20 protein-coding genes are annotated in these 21370 nt (G+C 29.3%); 7 read left to right on the top strand and 13 right to left on the bottom strand.

The annotated features are described in order from the left end of the window. Positions 1-45: 45 nt before the first annotated feature. Genes HRT41_00760 through HRT41_00745 form a run of 4 tightly spaced genes read right to left on the bottom strand, consistent with a single transcriptional unit; the run spans position 46 to position 3787 of the window. Positions 46-1293 (bottom strand): NnrS family protein, encoded by a 1248-nt coding sequence (locus tag HRT41_00760; protein NQY22538.1) that lies wholly within the window; start codon positions 1291-1293, stop codon positions 46-48. Beyond that, on the bottom strand, positions 1290-2039 hold the full coding sequence (locus HRT41_00755) for an ATP-binding cassette domain-containing protein (protein ID NQY22537.1): 750 nt from the start codon (positions 2037-2039) through the stop codon (positions 1290-1292). Before HRT41_00755 ends, HRT41_00760 begins: the two co-directional genes overlap by 4 nt. Beyond that, positions 2027-2809: an ABC transporter permease subunit gene (locus tag HRT41_00750; GenBank protein ID NQY22536.1), complete on the bottom strand. Its 783-nt coding sequence runs from the start codon at positions 2807-2809 to the stop codon at positions 2027-2029. Before HRT41_00750 ends, HRT41_00755 begins: the two co-directional genes overlap by 13 nt. Before the next feature lie 3 nt (positions 2810-2812). Then, positions 2813-3787 carry an ABC transporter substrate-binding protein gene (locus tag HRT41_00745; GenBank protein ID NQY22535.1) on the bottom strand — a complete coding sequence of 325 codons (975 nt, stop codon included), beginning with the start codon at positions 3785-3787 and terminating at the stop codon, positions 2813-2815. Between the two features lie 146 nt (positions 3788-3933). Between HRT41_00745 and HRT41_00740 the strand changes: the two genes are divergently transcribed. Beyond that, positions 3934-6186: a methyl-accepting chemotaxis protein gene (locus HRT41_00740; GenBank protein ID NQY22534.1), complete on the top strand. Its 2253-nt coding sequence runs from the start codon at positions 3934-3936 to the stop codon at positions 6184-6186. A 36-nt stretch (positions 6187-6222) separates the two neighbouring features. Here HRT41_00740 and HRT41_00735 read toward each other — a convergent pair whose 3' ends face one another. Together HRT41_00735 and HRT41_00730 are read right to left on the bottom strand one after the other, a co-directional pair. Continuing rightward, on the bottom strand, positions 6223-7767 hold the full coding sequence (locus tag HRT41_00735) for a CDGSH iron-sulfur domain-containing protein (protein ID NQY22533.1): 1545 nt from the start codon (positions 7765-7767) through the stop codon (positions 6223-6225). A 131-nt stretch (positions 7768-7898) separates the two neighbouring features. Next, on the bottom strand, positions 7899-8201 hold the full coding sequence (locus HRT41_00730; protein NQY22532.1) for a hypothetical protein: 303 nt from the start codon (positions 8199-8201) through the stop codon (positions 7899-7901). Between the two features lie 172 nt (positions 8202-8373). Between HRT41_00730 and HRT41_00725 the strand changes: the two genes are divergently transcribed. Further along, complete coding sequence (locus HRT41_00725) at positions 8374-8817, top strand: hypothetical protein (GenBank protein NQY22531.1); 444 nt, start codon at positions 8374-8376, stop codon at positions 8815-8817. Between the two features lie 41 nt (positions 8818-8858). Here HRT41_00725 and HRT41_00720 read toward each other — a convergent pair whose 3' ends face one another. Then, a complete protein-coding gene (locus tag HRT41_00720; protein ID NQY22530.1) occupies positions 8859-8999 on the bottom strand; it encodes a hypothetical protein in 141 nt (46 codons plus the stop codon). 132 nt (positions 9000-9131) lie between these two features. On the opposite strand from HRT41_00720, the gene HRT41_00715 reads away from it, so the two are divergent. Continuing rightward, positions 9132-9380 carry a hypothetical protein gene (locus HRT41_00715; GenBank protein NQY22529.1) on the top strand — a complete coding sequence of 83 codons (249 nt, stop codon included), beginning with the start codon at positions 9132-9134 and terminating at the stop codon, positions 9378-9380. 9 nt (positions 9381-9389) lie between these two features. Here the strand turns inward: HRT41_00715 and HRT41_00710 are convergent, their stop codons facing one another. From HRT41_00710 to HRT41_00685, 6 genes are all read right to left on the bottom strand, one after another. Continuing rightward, positions 9390-10622, bottom strand: coding sequence for a Bcr/CflA family efflux MFS transporter (locus HRT41_00710; protein NQY22528.1), 1233 nt, complete (start codon positions 10620-10622; stop codon positions 9390-9392). Further along, on the bottom strand, positions 10619-11218 hold the full coding sequence (locus tag HRT41_00705; GenBank protein NQY22527.1) for a TetR/AcrR family transcriptional regulator: 600 nt from the start codon (positions 11216-11218) through the stop codon (positions 10619-10621). The genes HRT41_00710 and HRT41_00705 overlap by 4 nt, the downstream gene beginning before the upstream one ends. Before the next feature lie 103 nt (positions 11219-11321). Further along, entirely contained in the window at positions 11322-11819 is a 498-nt protein-coding gene (locus tag HRT41_00700) for a hypothetical protein (protein ID NQY22526.1), read from the bottom strand. Next, the gene (locus HRT41_00695) at positions 11809-13392 is read right to left on the bottom strand and encodes a PepSY domain-containing protein (GenBank protein NQY22525.1); all 1584 of its coding nucleotides are present in this window, start codon (positions 13390-13392) and stop codon (positions 11809-11811) included. The genes HRT41_00700 and HRT41_00695 overlap by 11 nt, the downstream gene beginning before the upstream one ends. A gap of 2 nt (positions 13393-13394) precedes the next feature. Beyond that, the gene (locus HRT41_00690; protein ID NQY22524.1) at positions 13395-13694 is read right to left on the bottom strand and encodes a hypothetical protein; all 300 of its coding nucleotides are present in this window, start codon (positions 13692-13694) and stop codon (positions 13395-13397) included. A gap of 91 nt (positions 13695-13785) precedes the next feature. Then, positions 13786-15825 (bottom strand): TonB-dependent receptor, encoded by a 2040-nt coding sequence (locus HRT41_00685; GenBank protein NQY22523.1) that lies wholly within the window; start codon positions 15823-15825, stop codon positions 13786-13788. Positions 15826-15976: 151 nt separating this feature from the next. Here HRT41_00685 and HRT41_00680 point away from each other — a divergent pair, with 151 nt between their 5' ends. The 4 genes from HRT41_00680 (at position 15977) to HRT41_00665 (ending at position 21334) form a co-directional block, all read left to right on the top strand. Continuing rightward, complete coding sequence (locus HRT41_00680) at positions 15977-16720, top strand: response regulator (GenBank protein NQY22522.1); 744 nt, start codon at positions 15977-15979, stop codon at positions 16718-16720. Continuing rightward, on the top strand, positions 16713-18563 hold the full coding sequence (locus HRT41_00675) for a histidine kinase (protein ID NQY22521.1): 1851 nt from the start codon (positions 16713-16715) through the stop codon (positions 18561-18563). Before HRT41_00680 ends, HRT41_00675 begins: the two co-directional genes overlap by 8 nt. A 129-nt stretch (positions 18564-18692) precedes the next feature. Further along, positions 18693-19787, top strand: a complete 1095-nt coding sequence (locus tag HRT41_00670; protein ID NQY22520.1) for a saccharopine dehydrogenase NADP-binding domain-containing protein — start codon at positions 18693-18695, stop codon at positions 19785-19787. Positions 19788-19789: 2 nt separating this feature from the next. Then, entirely contained in the window at positions 19790-21334 is a 1545-nt protein-coding gene (locus tag HRT41_00665) for an aldehyde dehydrogenase family protein (GenBank protein ID NQY22519.1), read from the top strand. The last annotated feature ends 36 nt before the right edge of the window (positions 21335-21370 follow it).

The raw sequence follows: 21370 nt of genomic DNA, 5'->3' as shown, positions 1-21370 counted from the left end.
AGTAATTATGAAATTTTATCTGTTTATTTATTAGTATTGCTTAAGTCAGCCCTTTAAACCATCAACTCTTTTTTGCAGTAAAAAAGGAAAAAATATTTTCATATAAATTATAAAAGCACTGGCCCACAATACAGATGATATTATATATGCCTGCATGGTGTATTCTTCGTAATAAGGAATAAATACTCTAATCAAAGTAGCTAGTATAATAAATACTAAACCTAAATTAGTATAAAAATTTGTAAAAATATTTCTTCCTGTGTGAATGGTAGAAATAATAATCATCACAATATAAAATACCAAACCAAAAACACCTGTAGCTAAAAAATGTCTAAAATGATTTAAAGCATTAATACTGTCATTTAAATAATCATAAGCCATAAAACCATAACCCAAAGCCATGAAAATCAAAATACTCATAAGATATATAACAAAACTTTTAAATACAATTGTATTTTCTTTTAAAATAAAATCATTTAATATCCCTAGAATACTCGCAGAAGAAGCAAGTGCTAACCAAGCTAAAATTGAATTATTAGGATATAAAAATTCAATTCCTGTATATAAAAGAATACAAAAAATACTTAAATTATAACGAGGACTTCGTGAATAAAAGGTTTCATCAATATTTTCTTTATGTAAGAGCTCATTAATAGACTCCATATTCACACGCTTAATAGCAAGTAGAATTAAAAGCATAAAAGCTCCCAATGCCAGTTTTAGAATATCCATAGTACTTATGTTTATATAAGAAGCAATACTTAAAAAGAAAAGTACTTGTATGCAAATTAAAAGTAATAAAATATACGCCAAAGAAAAATGTCTTCTTTTTTTATCTTTAAATACAGGAATAGCTACAAGACTGGTAATATATACAAACAAAGAAATATTAAGAAATGCTACAAAATATACACCTAAATAATCCATAAACCAAAAAGAAAAACGTCCTACTAACCAATAAAGTGTAATATACAATAATGGTTTTCCAACTAGGGGAATTTGCTCTTTAAACATCTCTGGTAAACCTGTTAGAAAAAAAGCAATAATACCAGCAATACCTAAACCATAAATCATTTCATACATATGCCAAGATAAAATATCATTAATAAAATTAAGTTCAATCAAACCTGCAAATGCAAAAGACCAAAGAGTTATACTAAGAACAATATAAGGGGCTAAAAGTAAAAACATAAGTCTAAAGGCATAAGACAGCACAACAGGGTATTCTCCTTTTGGATAAGAACTGTAATGGCTTGTTAAAAAGTCTTTTTTTATATTCGTATCTTTTTTCATTTATTCTCCAAATCGAAGGCTTGTATGATATGTTTATCATTCAAAAGTTCTGCTGTTTTTTCATAAACATAAATATTGTCTCTTTTTTCTTTTTCTAAAAGAAGTTTATAGTTATTAACAATATGACCTACAGGTTTAGAGTCTAAAAGTAATATTTCATCACTTAATTTAACCGCTTCCATTAAATCATGAGTAATAAATAAAACAGAAAGTTGTTTTTCTTTTATTTCCTTTAATAATAAGTTTTGCAGTTCTTTTTTTAAGCCGATATCTAAAGCAGAAAAAGGCTCATCTAAGAACAGTAAAGAAGGTTTAATTATAAAAGCTCTGGCAAAAGAAACTCTTTGTGCCATTCCTCCACTTAAATCTTTGGGAAACTTATCAAAGTCTTTTTTTTCTAAACCAAAACGAAGTGCCATTTTTCTTGCTTCATTTTCTCTTTGCTCTTTTTTAATGCCCTTTGCTTTTAAACCCAAAGCAATATTCTCAATAACATTTTTCCAAGGCAATAAACGTGCTTCTTGAAAAGCACAGGCACAGGAAGTAAACGTGTTTTTAATACTGCCTTGTTCCAGTTCTAATAATTTTGCACATAAATGTAAGAGTGTTGTTTTCCCACCTCCACTTGGTCCTACAATTGAAAGTACTTGTGCTTTTTTAAGGGTGAAAGAAATGTCTTTTAAAATATCATTAAAAGCAAAAGAATGACTGACCTTAGATACTATTAATTCTTCTATTTTCTCCATAACTCCACCTCTCTTTTTAAAGGTTCTAAAAGAACATATTCAATAAATAATAAAGAAATAATCATAATTAAAACCAAAGCTAGTGCACTTGGTGTATCTAATTGTGATCTTGCAATGCCAAGTGCTGCTCCAATACCATCATTACTGGATAAGAGTTCTGCCATAACAACTATTTTCCATGACATTCCTAAAGCACTTACCCATGCAGGAAAAATATAAGAAAAGATATGAGGGAAATACAAGTCAAAAAGTTTTTGAGAAAAACTTAAATTAAAAGAATCTGCCATTTGTTTTAAATCACCTTCTAGTGTTCTCGTACCTTGTAATGCACCTACAAAAATAATAGGGAAAGAGGCAACAACAACGGTAAAAATTACTGTGTAATCTCCCATTCCAAACCAAATCATTGCTAATACAATCCAAGCAATAGGAGGCATTCCTACTAAGACAGTTACAATTGGTCTACTCATCATTGAAGCGGTTAAAAATAAACCAGAGATTAAGCCTAAAAAAGAGCCTAGTACAGCAGAAATTAAAAATCCCCACAGCGCTCTTTTAAGTGTAATGATAATATCAATCCAAACACTATCATTACCTAACATAAGATACAAGGTATAAAATGTTTCTTTAGGACTAGGCAATGCCAAACTTCCATACATTTGGTTCCCAAAATCCCATAAAGCCACAAATAAGAGTATTGAAGCCAAAGAACTTAAACCAGAAAACAGATATGCTGGAAAGTCCTTTATTAATTTAATTAAAAAATTCATACTTTATTCTTGATAATAAAATGCATCATTTGGAAGTTTTCCTCCAATGGTTTTATCATTGCTTTTTTTAAGGATATTAAAAAAATCAATTAAGTCTTGTTTTGAATCTTGAGCATTTACAAAGTCTATTTTCATATTAGGAATAGATGAGGTAATAGCATTGGCATCCAGCATTTTTAAATATGAAGCAGATAAAACGCCTGCTTCTTTGGCATTGTTTTTATACCAAAGTATGGCTTTTTTATATTCTTCTTGAAAACGTTTGATTATATGTTTTTTTTCTATGCTTTTTTCAAGAACTGCAATACCTGCTTGTGGTAGTTTTGCTTGTGTATGAAATACTTTTCCCCATTCTTCTTGTAAATCAACAGATCTGTATAACGTAGGAGCTATTACTTTCATTGGAAATGTTTTTGATTTTTCAATTGCCATAGAAATAGCAGGTTCAATTAATAAAGCATGATCAATTCTTCTTAAGATTAACATCTGAATTGCATCAATAGGAGAGCTTACATATTGTAAATCAAAATCTTTTTTGTGATCTAAACCTTGGGCTTTTAAGAGTTCTTTAAAAACAATATCTGGCATGTCCGCTCTAAAAGGAATGGCAATTTTTTTTCCTTTAAAATCTGCCAGAGTTTTTATGCTTTTATCTCTTGAAATCATGCCTAATATTCCCCAAATTGAAACATTTAATAAGGCAATTTTTTGTTCTTTATTGTATAAATTAGCAGCAACATTAGTAGGTAGCGCCATAAAATCAACATTACCATTAATAACTAAGGCTCTTAGTTCATCGGGAGTTTTCCACAGTCTGAATTCAACTTTTTTAGCAATATCATTTAAAGCGCCTGTTTGAATCATCCTAAAAAAAGGGTGAGATACAGAAGCAAAAGGTCCTGAAAGTACAATTTTTTCAACTCTTTGGCTTGCAAATAAACTACTTAATAAACATAAGCATAATAATATTTTTTTCATACATTTCCTTTTTAATTTTATGTAATACTACTATTAATAATAGTGAGAATCATTAACTTGAATCAAGGTTTTTATTTACATTAATATATTTACATTATCCTTACATTTTATTTTGTTAAGTTATTTAATTAACTATAAGGATGTTTATGATTTTTAAAAATTTAACGCTTAGTCTTAAAACCACTATTATTATGGGTCTTGTTCTCTCTTTTTGTCTTTTGGCATTTAATATATTTTCCGTTATTTATACAAAAAGCTTAATTACCAATAAGGTGCAAACGCAATTAAAAACACGTTTACATGAAATTGAACAAAGTATTGTAAGTTATGATGAATTATTAAAAGACACGGCAAATTCTTTGTATATTTCATTTGGCGAACAGTTTGAAGAAATTTTAATTAATCCTAAACGAATAATAAAAGTAAATGGAGTCAAAACACCTTTAATGGCTAGTGACGGAATGGCATTAAATAATAAATTTCATTTTGTAGATAATTATACGAGTATTCCAGGTGCAACAGCATCGATTTATGCCAGACAAGGTGATGATTTTGTGATTATTTCAACATCAATATATGATGCAAATAAAAAAAGAATTCAAGGACAAAAACTTGAAAAAAACTCAAAGGTTTATAAAACAATTTTAAACGCAAAAAAAGCTTATTCCCTTGAACATTGGCTTGAAAATGATTATATGGCGGTGTATAATCCTATCATCAAAAACAAGAAAGTGATTGGTATTTTATCTGTAAGGTACAATTATACAAGTAGTTTTACAAATTTAAAAAAACGTCTAAAAAATATTAAAGTAGGGCAAAATGGTTATCTTTATATCCTTGATACTAAAGTACAAAATAAAGCCAAGGTTCTATTACATCCCAGTTTAGAAGGTAGTGATTTATACAATACAAAAGATGAAAATGGAAAATATTTTGTAAAAAATATGTATAAGACTAGTATGGGATATGAGAGTTATTTATGGAGAAACAAGGTAGAAAAAACTGCCTTTCATGAAAATTATGATGAACGAAACTGGAAAATAGTATTAGGTGCTGTACAAAAAGACTTTTTACAAGAAAGTACTGAATTTGCTTATATATTAGGTTTTTTAAGTTTTATTTTGATTGTTTTAATAATCTTATTTATATATTTGATTATCAAAAAACTAGTTATTACGCCTTTACATAATTTGCAAGATGGACTTGAAGAGTTTTTTGATTTTTTAAATAATAAAATCGAGAATACTACTTTAATCAAAATTTCATCAAACGATGAATTGGGAGTAATGTCTTCTTTAATTAATAATAATATTCAACAAATAAAAGAAAATATTCTAATTGACCAAAAACTTATTAAAAATACAGTAGATGTAGCAAATAAAGTAAAACTAGGATATCTAGACTCTCAAATTGAAAATCAATCCAATAATCCATTATTAAATGAACTTAAAGATGTAGTTAATTCTATGTTACAAAGTATTCAAGATAATATATTCAATGTTCAGAATGTACTTTCATCTTATTCTTCTAGTGATTATACAAAACGTGTACTTATAAATAATACGGAAGCCCAAATTAAAAAACTTTATGAAGATATAAATACTCTGGGTGTTGTTTCTTCCTCTATGTTATTGCAAAATTTAAACAATGGATATTCTTTAAAAAATAATTCACTTGAATTATCAAGTCTTACAAAAAAATTAAGTTCTTCTTCTACTACACAAGCTGCATCGTTGGAAGAAACAGCTGCTAGTATTGAAGAGTTAAGTGCTACTATGAATACCAATAAAACAAGTATGAACAATATGTCAAATAATGCTAAAACTCTTCAGGGCTCAATTGTATCAGGGCAAGAACTTGCATCTAAAACAGCAACAGCAATGGATTCTATTAACTCTCAAACACAAGCCATTGCCCAAGCAATTATAGTAATAGATCAAATAGCATTTCAGACAAATATCTTATCTTTAAATGCAGCTGTTGAAGCTGCAACTGCTGGGGAAGCTGGAAAAGGTTTTGCAGTTGTAGCTCAAGAAGTACGTAATCTTGCCTCACGCTCAGCTGATGCGGCAAAAGAAATCAAAGCACTTGTTGAAAATGCTACTTCTAAAGCAGAAGAAGGAAAAGATATTTCACAAGATATGATTAAAGGCTATGAAGAACTTAATGAGAATGTGAATAAAACTACCGCACTAATTGAAGGTGTTTTACTTAATTTTAATGAACAAGTTATTGGTATTAATCAAATCAATGATGCGGTAGCTTCTTTAGATACAATGACTCAAGAAAATGCAAATATTGCTTCTAAAGCAGAACAAATAGCAAATATTACAGATAACTTAGCAGGACAAATTGTTGAAGAATCTTTAGCTAAAAACTTTGATGGAAAAAAGATTTAAGCCTTTGAAATAAAAAAACTACTTTTAGTAGTTTTTTTAAAAATTGCCTAAACCTGAATATTTTATGCCTGATAATTCTGCCATACTTTTATGCCAAGTCGCTAAATCATTTTTATTAAATTGATTCAAGTGATTATGTCCACAGGCTCTTGCCATTACTTTCATAAGTTCATTGGAAGCTTCAAAAAAGTTTTGAAGTTGTTTTGAGGCTTTGTTTATATTGAGTTTTCTTCTTAAGTCTTCTTTTTGTGTAGCTACGCCAACTAGACAATTATTTGAATTACACATACGTGCCCCAATACAGCCAATCGCTTGCATAGCACTATTTGAAAGTGCAATACCATCTGCACCTAAAGCCAGTGCTTTTACAAAATCAATAGGAACTCTTAATCCTCCTGTAATTATTAAAGTAACCCTTCCACTTGCTTTTTGTTTATCTAAATAAGCACGAGCACGTGCTAGTGCAGGAATAGTTGGTACTGAAATATGATCTCTAAACATTAAAGGCGCAGCTCCTGTTCCTCCACCTCTTCCATCTAAAATAATATAATCCGCACTGGCATCTAAGGCAAATTGGATATCTTTTTCTATGTGATTTGCAGAAAGTTTAAACCCAATAGGGATTCCTCCTGTTATTTCACGAACTCTATTCGCAAACTTTTTAAAATCAGCAGGAGTATTCAAATCTTTGAAAGTAGGTGGAGAAATAGCATCTACTCCTTCTTCTAAACCACGAACCAAAGAAATCTTACCTTTATTTTTAGATCCTGGAAGATGTCCTCCTGTTCCTGTTTTCGCACCTTGTCCACCTTTAAAATGAAAAGCTTGCACTTTTTTTAATAATTCTTCTTTATATCCAAAAGCCGCACTTGCTAGTTCATAAAAATAACGCGTATTGTTTTCTTGTTCTTCACTTAACATACCGCCTTCTCCTGAACAAATACCCGTACCAGCTAAGTTTGCCCCTTTTGCTAAAGAAACTTTTGCTTCTTCACTTAGAGCACCAAAACTCATATCTGAAACAAATAAGGGCATATCAAGTTCAAGAGGTTTTTTACATTGGGGCCCAATAATAAGTTTACTTGCAACTTTGACATCTTCAAACAAGGGTTTAGTATGCATTTGTGCTGCCATGATTTGTATTTCATCCCAATGAGGTAAAAGATGTCTGGGAACTCCCATAGATGTCATCTCTCCATGATGTCCAAGCTCACTTAGGCCTTCTTTTGCTAAGCGATGAATAAAAGCAAGGGTAGGTTCTTCAAGGGTATTAACGCCAAGGGGAATTGCATTCGTATCTTTTTTCTTTTCTGGCCCTTCTTTTCCAATTAAGTCTTTACTTAAAGAACTATGCGAACCGTCACAATAAGGAGCATTATTGCTCTGTTTACAGGCGCAAAGAAGTGTACTTTTATTTTCTTTTGCTTTAAAAACTAAGGGTTTAAAGCTACTACCACTATGAGAACCATCACAAAAAGGTTGTTTGTTGGATTTACCACAGCTGCAGTAATAATATTCATCTTCTTTTTTAAGTGTTACATTTATTGGTTTATTATCTGCAATTATTGGATTGTTTTGCATGAAGAGTCCTTTAATAATTTTAAATAAGTTTATATTAAATAACCTTATAAATTATTAAAAAGAAAGTATTAGTAGAACTCTTTTAGTTTATTGAAATAAAAACAAAGAATATAAAATCTTCTTTGTTTCTTTTAACTTAAGACAGTGACTTTAAGTAAAGCATAAATTGCACTTAAATAAATACATGTAATAATAATGTATTCAATTTTTGTAGATTCTCCTGTTATATAAAAGTTTGACGCATCATTATTGATAACGTTTTTCTTTGACATTGTTAGGTTATATTGTGAAATAAGCGCGTAACAAATGAGGGTAACAATTGAAGCAGAACGAATAATCGTTAAATTTAAATCTCCCGCGGTTCCAAATATAATGGCTAATAAAATAGCATATAACAAATATGAATTCATTAGAATATTAGAAATTTTTTGCATAGTAGGTCCTTAAAATATATTCATTATTGTACTAGAAAAAACTTAATAATTCAAGTTTTTTTAATTTGACACTATAATAATTTACTTTAAGTTAGATTTGATATTAATAAAATACTTCTGCTCTTAAATATTACTTAGATACAATGCGTTTATAAAATAAAGGAGCGCTTGCGTGAAATTAAAAATACTATTATTGTCTTTATTCTTAGGCTTACTTTTAACTGCTTGTGGAAACAAACAAAAAGATTATGAAGCAGAAATTAAAAACATTCCTAATGAAACAGTAGCTGATATGTTTACAAAAAAAATAGCACGAACTTTACCTGCTAAGTACAAACAAGGTACACTAAAACTCGATATGCAAAAAGCCTATTCAAAAGGCTCTGACATGTATTTTACGGGAGTTATTTCAAATTTTGAACAAGTGCAAAAAGAAGAACATTTATTGATAAAAAGTATTTGTTCTGATACTGCTTTTAGAGCCATGTTCAATAAAGGAATAGAAGTGCATTATGTGATTTCTAAAAACTTTGTAGATGAAGATCATGTTAATTATGATATTACAAAACAAACATGTATAGATGCGGGTTTTGATACCGAACTTTTATTAGAATAGTATATTCAAAAAATAAAGATTCTTACTTTTTATAGGCTGTTTTATTTTTTTATACTTTGAGAAGTAGGAGCACTTTGCAGCAGTTTATTATAATTAGAAGCTGCTTCTCGTGCGCCTCCCATGTTATCAGATAAAATAGCATACAAAATAATTATGAAGAAAATAATTATTGCATATTTCATGATATCTACCTTTCTTTATATATTTTAGCTAAAAATGTACTTACTTAAAAGATAAAATTAAACTACATTTTTTTAATAAGGCTATATATTAAAAGAAGATATACTTGCAAAAACAAAAACAAGTGAGTAAGAATGAGCAATAAAACAAAACATATCTTAGTTATACTTATTGCTTTTCTCCCAATAGCATATTTAACAATCTCATCTGCCATGCAAAACAATCATACTTTTTTTGAAGCTCTGCAATTATCTGCCGTCATTATTTTTATCTTTGGTTTTTTCTTATATGTTTTTACTCTAATTACTTTCCAAATGTTTTTTGGCCTTAAGGTTAGAAAATCACATGTAAATGAAGAAGAAAAAAACAGTACTAAAGAATAAAGATGTTTATTAAGATTTGATAAACATCTTTTTTCTTCTTTTGAACAATACATACGCAAAAAGTACAATAAGCGCTAAACCTGCAAAAACAAAGGAAAAAGCTTTCGAAGAGTTTAGATCCAGGCTACTTGCTAAATAACTAGCACTTAATGATGAAATAGTAAAGTTCAAAGCAGAAAATAAACCAGCAGCTTGCCCTGCATTTATTTTGAAATCTTTTAATGCATAAGCAGGACAAGCGCTAAGAAAGATAGTACAACCCATAGCATTAAAAGCCATTGGAATAAGAAAACTTTCCCAGGTATCATAAAAGCTTATTATTACCCCTAAACTTCCTCCTATAAAATAAGCAAGAACAGCAAAACTAAGGGTTTTTTTAAGTCCAAATTTTTCCACAAAAATAGGTACAGAAAAACTTCCAATCATAAAAATACAAGCAATTGACATAAACATAAAACCAAAATCTATTTTGCTTATATTTAAATGTCCTATTAAATATAAAGGTGCAACGGTTATATAAAACATAATTCCCAAAAATCCGATAATAGATAAAAAAAGATAAACAAAAAAGTTTTCATTTTTTAATATATTTGCATAGGATTCAAAAAAACCTTCTTTATTTAAAATTTTATCTTTTTTTGTTTTTACAAGGGTTTCTGCGCTTAAGACATAAATCCATAAAATACTCAATAATCCTACATAGGTAAAAACCATAAATAAATATTGCCAGTCATTATTTTGCAGTAAAAATGCCCCAATTAAAGGTGCAGAAATAGGAATAATGGCTAAAAATCCATTCAAATAACTGTAGGCTTTTGTAAGTTTAATACCATCAAAAGTATCTCTTATAATGGCAAAAACTGCTGTAAAACATGCAGATCCTCCAAAACTTTGTAACGCTCTGTACAGTAAAAATAAATCCGCATCTTCTTTATTAACGGTAGAAATTAAATACGCAAAAAGAGTGAAAAAAAACAATCCTAAAAGCGCTACTTTTCTTCGTCCTATAATATCTGCAATTTTTCCCCAAAATAATTGCCCCAGACCCCAAAATAATAGATAAATACTAATGGCGTATTTTTCTATATCGTCTTTATTAAAATAGTCATGTATGTCATTAAGTGCAGGCAAAAATAAATCCACCCCAAGAGGCAGAAGTGTAAATAAGGGCAGGGTAAAAAGAAGCGTTAAAAAAATAGATTCGCTGCTTTTGTATTTTAGTATTTTATGTATATGTTTCATTCATTTCCTAATAGTTTAATAAAATTATTAATGTGTTTTTTTATATTAGATGCCAAATCAAAATCTTTAACAGTGAAAGAATAAAACATCATTCCATCCGCTGTCATAAGTAAAGATTCAGAGAATTCCAAGGCTTCTTTTTTCAGTTGTTTTTTACTGATTGCATCTTCTATTATTTCTTTTATGATTAACTGAAGATTAGTAAAATAATACTTATTTAAATTGCCTATATTTTTGTTGTTAAAGTTTTGATAAATTACAAAATATTCTTTGTACAAACTCAAGTTATTTGAGCGTTTTTCATTTGTATTAATATAAGTGTCAAAAACAAGATATAAATTTTTTTCATATCCCAGCGATAAATCCAATTTGTTTCTACATTCTTGAATGTATTCTTGTGTTATTAATAATAAAACATAATAAATTGCTTCATCTTTGGAAGAAAAATAATTATAAAACGAGCTTTTTCCCATTTTATGTTCTTTTATAAAAGCATCAATAGAAAAACTCTTGATACCCATTTTTATAATAGAATCATAAACCATAAGGCCTAATTCTTCTCTTCTTTTGTCTTTATTTACAAGCTTTGGCGCCATTATTTTTCCTTGATAGACTAACCGTCCCTAAAAGAATAGTATAAATTAGATTATAAAATGCTAAATAAGTAAAAGATAAGGACTATTCGTCCTTATATTGTAGTTATTTAACGTTTTGCAGTTCTTTAATGAGTTTATTTGTATTCCTAGAAGATAAAATAATAGATAGAATGATAAGAAAAAAAGCAAAAGCAAAAGCTACTTGTATTTGTATATTTGTTATTAGAACGGCATTGTTTTTTTCTTTTGTTTGTGGAGCTATTTTATTTCGCACCCCTTTATTTTTAAAACCTGTTTTTGCTTCGATACCTGCTTTTATTATACGATGCCCCGAACCCGCATCAAGTACAACTTGATAAGGTTCATCTGGAATCTTAACTCTTAGTTCACTTATTTCTGGGAGTCTTTTTTTATACAGTATTTTTCCATCACTAAGTGCTTCTAATGTGATTAATGCACCTTGCGCTTTTTGACCTGTACTAAAAGCACCTTCAATGCTAATCGTATTATCATCATTAAGAAATACATTTAACAATAAGGTATGAGCATAAAGGTTAGCGCTAAAGACTAATAAAAAAATTAATATATGTTTAGGGTTCATTTGATAATCCTTGGTGTTTTTTATTCCAAAAGTATTGGCTTTCTTTTCTTGTTTTAGGAAGTTTATAAGAAATAAAAAGAAGTATAAGTCCTACTAAGGTTAAAACAATATCTACACTTAGAATACTTATCATGTTTTTTTCATATAAATCCCAAGCAGAAAAACCAGAAGAGCTAAAGTGAACAAGGGGAGCTAATATAAATAAAATTCCGGCTAAATATAAAAACTCTTTAGCTGCTTTATAGGAACTTAAACGATAAAAAGACCAAGTAAGTGTTGCTAACCACAGATTAAAAAAAAGAGCTTGTTGCACAAAAATTCTATTGTTCATATCAAAAGGTAAAAGCCACTGAAGATTAAATAACAAGGCAGTTGCAGGAAGAACTCCTATCATTAAAGCCAAAGAAAACTTTCCTAGACCATGATAAAAAGGAATCTTTTCATCAAATATTTTGGCTTGTTTTTCTAAGTAATGCATAACTCCAAAAGCAATAGCAAAACAAGATAACAACATCAAAAAAGAAACAAAAACTTTTGTAAATATATCCACTCCATAAAGTAAGTGCAGGAAATACAAAGAATCTGTAAGTAAAACACTCCATGACCTATCTAGGACTCGAATGTTTTTAATAAGCGATGCATCTACGGCACTTAAGATTATTTTTGGTCTGTTATAAATTCCATTCAAAAAAGGTTTATAAGGGTTATATCCTACAAACTCTATTTTTGCTGTTTTATCTTTCCAGTTGATTAGTTTTAGTTCTTCTATATTTAATTGGGGATTTATTTTTTTTGCTTTTTTTAAAAGAACTTTGATACTAAGCATTTCTGCGTTTATATTTTCTCTTTTTACGCTTTTTTCTTTTGGCATTAAAACAGGACGCACCAGAGCAAAAACATTGTTTTTTTCGCCCTTGCTTATATAACTTGCAAGTGGTGCTGCCCCTTTAAATCCTACATTCATTAAAGCCCCTGTTAAAGTAATAAGGAAAAGTGGAATACATGTAAGAATAAAAAGATTACGATGAAGTTTTGAAAAAGTAGATTTTTGATTTTTACCATTTTTTTGAAATTTAATATAAACTAAAAGAAGAAGTCCTCCGACAATTAAAAACATGACTCCGACAGCTACAAAACCAAAAAGCAAACGTCCAAAAATAGAAAAAAATTGTCCATAATGCATTTGATTTAAAAAGAATGCGAGTTTTGATTGTCTGTTTTCATTCTCTTGTTTTATACCTGTACTTGGATTATACACCTCTTCTTCAATAAATTGATGGCTAATTCTTAACGCAGGATCATTTTTATAGCCTGGTAATTTAACTTTTATATTATTCTTTGGAAAATCGGGCTTAGAAATAACAGCATCAATAATAGATGAATAGTTAATTTCTTTAGTATTGTTGACCTCAAAATGTCTAGAGGGTTTTTCCCAGACTTGAATGAAAGGAAGAAAAATGGCAAATATTCCAAAAAATAAGCAGACGTACATAAATAAAGAAAGAAAAATTCCCAGACTGGTATGTGCTCTTAAAAGGCGTTGTTTAAATAGTTTTAATGTTGGTTCTAACATCTTTAGCCCATTTGTGATAAAAAAAGTGAAAATATAAATATAGGTATTATCACACGAAGTAAGGCACTTAGTTTACTCGGCGCTAAAACTATCCATAAAGCGGAACAGGCCCAAACAAAAGTGTAAAATAATACAAATACAACAACTAAGTCCAAAAATGAACCAGGAGAAACAAAGAGAAGAACCATCATTCCTAAATAAGCAACAATCAAAGCACCAAAAATAGCAAGAAAGGTTCTAAACCAACCTATTTTTTTGCCAGATTTTTCTGGGGTGATAAAATTATAATACATCTCTTTTATAGAAATCATTGCTGTCCTTTTAAGCACGTAAATTTTTCTTCTAATATGGAAATAAGATTCCTTTAGGAATCTTATTTTTAAGTAAGTAGATTTAGAATTTGTAAGATAATTTAATTTTGTAGTTTCTTCCTGTTTCATTGGATGCTGAACTTGCATATCCAGAATTAGTTCCAAAAGATGTATGTGTTGAATATTTTGTATTAAATAAGTTATCTATTCCAAAACTAACTTTAATACCTTTTATACTAGCTGGTGAGTATGTTGTAGATACGTTATGAACAGCATATCCAGATCTTTTTACTTCATAATCATATGCATCGCTGTAGTAATAATCAAATTTATTTCCACGTACAAATTCTGCATTGTAATTAAAAGAAAGATTCTTAGAATAATTATAATCTGTATCAATTTTTATTGTATGTATATTTGCTGTCATTGGCTCATAAACAGCTCCTGTACTTAAAGATTTTGCTTCTCCAGCATTATAGGTATGACTTATGCTTGAAGATACGTTTTGGGTTTCATATCTAAATACAGACTCTACTCCCCACATCTTAATATCTTCTTGATTGTTAAGGGCTGCATTATGACTTGGATCCATATATCCATCTACATTATAAGAATACAGAGTAAATCCAAAAATGGAATTTTTTGTATTTAAAGCGTTTGATAAATCATAATCAAACCCTGCCTCATAGTTATGACCTCTTTGTGCTTGTGCATTATCATTTTGAGTACTAGTAGATTTTAACAAATAGGTTTCACTTAATAATGGACCTTTAAAAATTCTACCGTAGCCAAGTCTAAGACTTAGGTTTTCACTGGCTTGATACTTGGCTTTAAGTTTTGGAGAAAGTTGTTTATGTTCGCCAGAATAAATACCCCCTAATTTATAAATATCGTATCTTGCCCCAATAGTAAGGACTAAACTATCTAAGTCAATTTCATCTTCAAGGTAGATTGCATATTCTTTTGAAATACCTCCCTTAACTGATAAATCAACAGTATTTCCTGTATTTACGCCACTTGTATACACAGCTAAACCGTCTGCTTCTACAATTTGTTCTTCTTTATCATAACTCAGACCATAGCTTACTTTATGCGTATTAATAATAGAAGTATTTCTTATATCAATACCACTTGTTTCATTTCCATATCTTGTTTCAGGTTCCGTTGAATTTTGAACTACATTTTTTTGCCAAAGTAAATAGGCTGCTTTGTTTGTTTGTCCGGCCATCAATAATTCTTCAGAAGAGTGATAAATTTTTGTTTCTAGGTTTATCATGTCACTTGCGGGAGAATAAATATGACTTAAGGTAAAAGTGTTTCTTGAAATTTCATTGTAGTGATCAGATACATCGGCCAAATCCCCACCCACTTTTTCTGCACCAAATTGTCTCTTTCCGCCATCTTCATATTTGTTATAAGATAATTTAAAGGTATTGTAATCATTTGCTTTAAATACCACTTTTAATAAAGCACTGGTAAAGTCGCTTTGTTTTGAGGTAACATCTTTAGAATCAGGAATTTCTATTCTGGTATCTTCTGATTTATTTATAATTCCAACTACTTCTACTTTGTCATTTATTTTAGAAAATAGCGCTAAATCAATAGATTTTCTACCATAGGCACTTTGATACCCAGTAGAAATTTTTCCACCAAAAATTTCACCTTCTTCTAAATAATCACTTGGATCTTTTGTTTCATAAGAAAAAGAACCATTAATTACCCCAGGTCCACTAAGTGCAGAGTTAGGTCCAACTTCAATGGAACCTACTTTTAATGTTTCAGCATCAATGGTTTGAGATCCCATGTGATGAAATATTTCTCCTCCAATACTCGCACCATCAATGGTAATATTAGATGCTTTATCTTCTAATCCTCTTAAATAAACTTTTTGAGAGTATCTTGCACTTCCACTTACACTAACCCCAGGCATACTTGATAATATATCTTGAATATCACTTGCTTGTAAGTTCTCTAATTTTGAAGAGGTAATACTTTTAATTTGTGCTTCTAAGGCCGTATCATTTACAATTACGTCCCCTAAGTTTTGTGTTTCATTTGCTACTGTATTTAATGCCAGCCACGTACATAAAGACAGAGAAATTAACAATTTATTATTTTCCATTTTCTTCCTTTTGATTTTAATATTGAGAATCATATCCATATATAATCACGAGATAATCACGTTCTTTCTTTATGTCCCTAAAAATCGGCTCTAATTGTATCTTAAACTGATTCCTAGTATCATTATCCCTGAGCAAAATAAAAGGATTTTTTTGAAAAATAACATTAATGTAGGGAATAGGGACAATTCTCTTAATGTCTTGATAGTAGAAGATGAGATAATCTTAGCATTAGCAATAGAGCTAAGTTTACAAAAAATGGGTTTTGATGTTTGCGCTATTGCAACATCAGCCCCCAAAGCAATAGCATATGCCAAAGAGAAAAAACCCAATATTATATTAATGGACATTAATTTAAATAAAAAAGAAACAGGTATTGATGCGGCTAATGTTATTTGGGAAGAATATAAAATACCTATTATTTTTCTAACTTCTTTTGCTGATGATGAAACGCTAAAAGAAGCCATGGTTTGTCAACCTTACGCTTATTTGGTAAAACCATACAGAGATGAAGAACTCAAAGCATCAATAAATACGGCAATGCATAAACATGAATATATTTTTAAAACAAAAGAGGCCAAAGAAGAGAAGAATCAAAATATTTTATATTTAGAAGAAGGTTTTACCTTTGATAGAGCCAAGTCATTTTTATATAAAAATGACAATAAAATAGAGCTTACTTCAAATGAAAATAAGTTCTTCGATATTATTACTAAAAACCCAGGAGATATAACTCCTTTTGAAACACTGTATGCTTATATATGGGGAGAAGCCGCTTATAATAAAGGAAAATTTAGAACACTGTTATACAGACTCAGATTAAAACTAGGCATTGATATTTTTGAAAATATGTATGAACGTGGATATAAAATCAAGATAAGAAAAAACCTTGTTTAGGTATTTTGATCTTAAAAAACATTATTCCTTTAATGCAAAAGTTGCCGCATCTCTTTTACTTGTTACTGTTTTTTTAATCAGTATTTTATCGCTACTTATTATTCCTAAGATACAAGAAGATGACTACAATAGCAGTATTCAAGAAATACAGAAGATTCTATTAATTACAAAAGAACAAATTAAACTTGCAGGTGTTGCTTTAACTGTACAAACACGATTAGAAGTGAAATACACCAAAAAAGCATTTGAACTTGACTTATTAACATTAATAAATAAAATAAAAGAAGAAAAATTATCTTTTCTTAATATTAAAAATGAGTTTGAAAAACTAGAAATCAGCAAACATTGTTCTTATGCAATTAAAACACCTTCAAAACTTTTTGTAAATAAAAAAGAAGATATTTATAAGCGTCATACAATTAAGGACTATGGTTTATGGGAAAAATATACCAGCAAAGAGATCAATATAAGTTATAGTTCTATGCTAAAGTACCATTTTTATACACAAAAAGTTGATACTACACGCTTAAGTATCTTTTGTGAATACAGTGCGTTTAATCAAAATCATGATATTTTTGAACAAAGAATAAAAAAATTTGTTCAAAATACCTTTAGCACTACTTCTGCTTTACATAAGGGAAAAAGCTATTTGTTTTGGTTAAATACAAAATATGCGAATGATGATAAACCCTTGTTTGAAGAAGATGAGAAAAAAAGAAAAAATAAATACACTGTAAGTAATATGTCCAATGTTAAGAATATATTTACAGGAAATCTAAGTCCCAAAGATATTATTAATGCAAGCAATAAAGAGCCAATTTCTCATCTTTTGGATGGAAAAGAAGCGCTTTCTTGGGTCATTGATGTATACAAAGGTGAATATGAGAATTATATGTTAATGCTTGTGAAAACAGTTTTTAAAGAGGACTTAAAAAGTCAAATTGATTCTGCATTTTTAAAAATATTACCCGCTTCTATTATTTCATTATTACTGGCTTTAATTATTGGTTTTGTTTTATTCAAACGTTTATTTAAAAGTATCAATATACTTACACACACGGCACAAGAAGTAAAATTAGGCAATAGAAAAATACGTACGCAGGTAAAAGGAAAAGACGATATAGGAAATTTAGCCAGTATTTTTGATTCTATGCTTGATTCTTTTGAAAACAGTATTAAAAGCTTAGACAGTAAAGTAGAAGAAAAAACAAAAGAATTAAAAAGATCTTTAGAAGAAAAAGAAATCCTATTAAAAGAGATTCATCACAGAGTTAAAAACAATCTGTCTTTAACGATAAGTTTAATTAAACTGCAACAAGAAGAAATCAAAGATGAAAGTTCAAAAAAAGTACTAAATGATATTCAAGAGCGAATTTACACAATGGAACTTCTTCATAGAAAACTCTATGAATCCACTAATTTAAACCTAATTGATTTTAAAGAATATGTGCAAAATCTCGTAGAGAATATTTCAATCACTTATGCTATGAAAAAAAGCGTAAAACTTAATATTGAGATAGAACAGATTTATATAAACATAGAAACAGCAATGCCTTGTGGTTTGATTTTAAATGAAATCATAACAAATGCGTATAAATATGCATTTAAAAACAATGAAAATCCAGAATTAAGCATCTCAATTAAAAAAGAAAACAATAAATATATTTTAATCATAAAAGACAATGGGAAAGGAATGAAAAAAGGCATGAATATTTCAAATGCTTCTACTTTAGGTTTACGATTAATAAACTCAATTGCTACTTTACAATTAGAAGGAGAATTAAATTACAGCAATGACAAAGGAACAATGTTTAAATTAGTCTTTAAAGAGAAAATTATTTAAGCATAAAAATGACTCTTGTACATACTCTAAAAGGAAACTTTAAAGATTATATTAAGATTAAATAAAATTTTTCAAATATCTTATTATGATAATATAGTGTATATATTCCTAGATTCTAAGGAGGAAGATATGCATAAAGTTATTATTTTAGGTTCCGGAAACATTGGTTTTGCTTTGGCTTTATTTTTGTCTAAATCTAATTCTTATGACGTTACTGTATTAGGAAGAAAAGCTAAAACACTAAAGAAAATTCAAAAAAACTTAAAGATTACTGTTCTTAAAAGAGATTTAGAAGACAAAAAGTCTTATGAAAATCTCTTGGAAAATTATGATACTGTTATCTCTGCTTTACCTTATTATTTAAATATCTTTATTGCCAAACTTGCATTAAAAGCAAAAATCAATTATTTTGATTTTACCGAAGATGTGAAAACCACACAGGCAATCAAAAAAATAGCCAAAAAAGCCAAGGAAAATCAAGTTTTTATTCCTCAATGTGGTTTAGCCCCAGGTTTTATCTCTATTTTAGCCTATTCTTTATATCAACAATTTGATGAGGTTTACAGTATTAAAATGAGAGTAGGGGCTCTGCCTTTAAATCCTTCTAATAAAATCTTATACAATCTTACTTGGTCTACGGAGGGTTTAATTAATGAATATTGTAATGAATGTTTCGCAATAAAAGACTCAAAATTAGTCTCTACACAAGCCCTAGAAGGTCTGGAAAAGTTTTCCTTAAATGGGCTTGAGTATGAAGCGTTTAATACCTCAGGAGGTCTTGGAACCTTATGTGAGACCTTAGAAAATAAAGTAAAAGAATTAAATTATAAAACCATACGTTATAAAGGTCATAAAGCTTTAATGGATTTTTTAATCAATGATTTATACTTAGGTAAAAATAAAAGAAGAAAAATCTTAAAAGATATCTTAGAATATGCCATTCCTACTACAAAAGAAGATCTGGTTTTGATATTTTGTACCGTAATTGGTAAAAAAAATTCCCTTCTACAACAAAAAACAGATGTAAGAAAGATTTATAATGAAACATTTTATTCTCATAAACTAAGTGCCCTTCAAATCACAACAGCCCTCTCTTTATGTACAGTTTTAGATCTTTATGTGAATAATAAACTTAAAAAAGCGTCTTTTATTAAACAAGAAGATATTTCTTTAGAAGATTTTGTATCCAATAGATTTGCCCAAGAATTTTTAGAAAAGGATTAATTATGAATAAGGATATTCTTAAAAACTTAGGTTTGACTAAGATCAAAAAAGATGGATATTATCCTTCTGTTTTAATAGCTAAGGATTATATCTATTCAAAAGGAACTAAAAAACCTGTTTTCTCACCTATTAACAATGAAAAAACAGCTTCCTTTAGAGAACTAAAAGCCTATCATGTAGATGAAACCCTAGATAGATTGCATAAGAGTTTTAAACAATGGAGAAAAGTACCTGCTCCTAAAAGAGCGTTATTAATAAGTGAAATAAAAACGCAAGCCATAAAAAATAAAAAAGACCTGGCGTATTTAATCACGTTAGAATCAGGGAAAATATATGAAGAAGCGTTGGGGGAAGTGCAAGAATTTATTGATATCTGTGATTTCGCCATTGGACTATCTAGACAGTTATACGGTTTAAGTATTACTTCTGAGCGATATAAACATAAAATCATAGAACAATGGTATCCCTTAGGAACCATAAGTATTATTTCCGCTTTTAATTTTCCCATGGCAGTTTGGGCTTGGAATGCAATGCTTGCTTTAGTATGTGGTAATACTATTTTGTGGAAACCCTCAAATCAAGCTCCCTTGTGTGCACTTGCGTGTTTTTTACTGGTGCAAAAAGCCTTAAAAAAATTCAAAGACTATCCCCAAGATATATTTGCTGTAATCATAGCCTCAAGAAAAGCCTCCAAAAATATTCTAAAGAATAAAAAATCTTCGTTAATCTCAGCAACAGGTTCAGTAGCCATGGGTAAAAAAATAGCACCCATAATAGCAAAACGTCTGGGCAAATCCCTCTTTGAACTGGGTGGAAACAATGCTCTAATCGTATGTAAGAGTGCTGATTTAGACCTGGCATTAAAAGCAGTAGTGTTTTCTGCTATTGGAACAGCAGGACAACGATGTACTTCTTTACGACGACTCTTTGTGCATAAAAGCATTAAAAAAGTCTTCCAAGAAAAACTAATAGCTGCTTATAAAAGTTTAAAGATTGGAAATCCTTTTGAAGCAAAAAACATTATGGGACCATTAATTAATAAAAAATCCTATGAAAATATGCAAGAAGCCCTACATTTAATCGAACAACAAAAAGGTGAAATTCTATATGGAGGTGAGCGAATCTTCAAAAAAGAAGAAACAAACTCTTATTATGTAAAACCAGCTTTGGTTAAAATAAATCACAAAGCCTTAATTGTTCAAAATGAAACCTTTGCACCCATTTTATATTTAATGGACTTTGAAAACATAAAAGAAGCCATAGAAATGAACAATGAAGTAAATCAAGGTTTATCTTCTTCTATTTTTACAAACGATTTAAAAGAAGCAGAACTTTTTACATCTATCTTTGGTTCTGATTGTGGGCTTGCTAATGTAAATGTGGGAACCTCAGGTGCAGAAATAGGTGCAGCTTTTGGAGGAGAAAAAGACACAGGGGGAGGAAGAGAAAGTGGAAGTGATGCCTGGAAAAACTATATGAGAAGATTAAGTTCAAGTATAAATTATGGAAATGAAACGATTTTATCTCAAGGTATCAATTTTTCTTAAATAAAAAAGTATTTGTTAAGAGAGCAAATACTTTAA

Source organism: Campylobacteraceae bacterium (assembly GCA_013215945.1).
Lineage (GTDB): Bacteria > Campylobacterota > Campylobacteria > Campylobacterales > Arcobacteraceae > NORP36.
The sequence above is the reverse complement of the archived record's forward strand: the minus strand, read 5'-3'. Positions and strand labels throughout refer to the sequence as shown.